This window comes from Phocaeicola sp. RTP21198st1_B8_RTP21198_201120 (assembly GCF_040929485.1).
In the GTDB taxonomy this organism is placed as follows: Bacteria; Bacteroidota; Bacteroidia; order Bacteroidales; family Bacteroidaceae; genus Phocaeicola; species Phocaeicola dorei.
This window is the reverse complement of sequence record NZ_JBCOCI010000261.1, coordinates 1-1,725: the sequence shown is the minus strand read 5'-3', so window position 1 is coordinate 1,725 and position 1,725 is coordinate 1. Positions and strand designations below refer to the sequence as shown.

The window sequence follows — 1,725 nt, the reverse complement described above, 5'->3', positions numbered from 1 at the left end:
GTACGACTCCCGAATTTGTTGCGTTGGGTAATGAGACACAAGCCGGCATGTTATATCCGGATGGAAGTTGTGACAATTTTGTGCAGCTTTCCGAACTATTCAATACAGGTTATGATGCGGTGAAAGCTGTATCACCGGATTCAAAGGTAGTTATCCACTCGAATGCTGCCGGAGATAAAGACCAGTACAACTGGTATTATGGTGAACTGAAAAACAGAAACACAAAGTATGATATAATCGGTGCTTCCTACTATCCTTTCTGGACAGAAAAAACAGCAGGGCAAATTTGATTAGTTTTTTTGTTATCATATTGTTTCTCATATTATTATATTCCTAGTTTTAGTATGAATGAGGACATTCAATTGGTTCAAAGCGGCTCTTATCTCCATTATAAGTTGCAGGAAGTTCCGCTCCCCAGGCAGGTTTATTTTCGCTTATATTCTGCAAACAAACTTGCGCATCCAATCCGCTGCCGCCATTTCCCCAATTTTCAAAAACTGTAGTACCTCCGACACCTTTCGAGAATACCCAATATCCCATCAAGTCAGAGTGTTCTTCTGCATTAAGGATTTTGCACATATTCGCTTTAATTTCACTTTCGTCCAACGCTCTCTTCCACATCCGTGCCTGATAAACTTTGCAATATCCTACCCGATATGAATCTCCGGAACGTCCAATCAACAGTGCTTTATCATTTCCACCTACATCTGTCAGATTGAGAGATGAATTAGGGGCACAATCCTCATAAGAGTTATCTGCAGGAGTCAACGTTTCTCTCACCCCGTTTATATACATTTTATAAGCCTCTTTAGTACTTGATTTCGTTCCATCATATACAATGGCTATATGATACCATTTACCCGGAGTCTTACGTCCACCTTCCGAATCATCGCAATAAATAGTTTGCTGACTACGGAAACGGGGATCACTCTTACCATTAATTTTAGTGGCTATTTCAAAACGCGGATTCACATCCTTAGCTTCTGCACGAAGCAGGAATACACTTTCCAAACCTATAAACGATTGCATAGAACGAGTATAAGTCGGGTAGAACACAACCTCAAAAGTAAGCTGATTCATACTTTTCACCTCTGAATGTGATTCGGCATACTTTTTAATATCAATTTTAAAGCATACGTCATATTCCATACGATAACATACCGGATTCACATAAACTGGTAACGTCAATTTCTGACCTGCCGCATCAGACAGTTCCAGTGTGGTAGCCCCGAGCTTCTTTCCTGTTAGTTTTAACTTGGTAGCCCCGTCTTCCGTAATCAATTCTGCGGTTTTCAAATAGGTTTTATTATCATCTGTGATTTGTGCCAACTTATAATCACCATTTCCTCTGGTAATAGCTATTTCTGTAGATGCCTCATAACCACCGATGATTAAAGAAGTTGCTTCATTTTCCAGTTTAAGGTTATATGGATTCACTTTCACCGAAATCTCCTCCACAGAACCTTTCTGGTCTGTCACAATCACTTTCACATCACCTCTAGCTTTGGGTTTCAAGGTAATCAGGTTCTCTTTTTCAGTAGCTTCCACAATCGTTGCATTCGTAGTAGGCTCGCTGTCTCCCACCTGATAAGTGAAACTATATCCGCCATTACCTCTCTCAATAGAGATATATTGAGATTCGGCATCCGGTTCGGCAAAAGTGGCTTCATTACTTTTCAGTGTCAGATCAACGATGTTCACTACCACAGGAATAGTGATTGTCTT

At 40.3% G+C, this 1,725-nt stretch carries 2 protein-coding genes; one reads left to right on the top strand and one right to left on the bottom strand.

Annotated elements, in window-relative coordinates; translation table 11 throughout:
• Positions 1 to 290: glycosyl hydrolase 53 family protein (locus AB5935_RS25205; protein ID WP_368327779.1), on the top strand; the 290-nt coding region annotated here is incomplete at its 5' end.
• Between the two features lie 49 nt (positions 291 to 339).
• Here the strand turns inward: AB5935_RS25205 and AB5935_RS25200 are convergent.
• Positions 340 to 1,725 (bottom strand): LamG-like jellyroll fold domain-containing protein (locus AB5935_RS25200; RefSeq protein ID WP_368327778.1); only part of this gene is annotated, 1,386 nt, incomplete at its 5' end.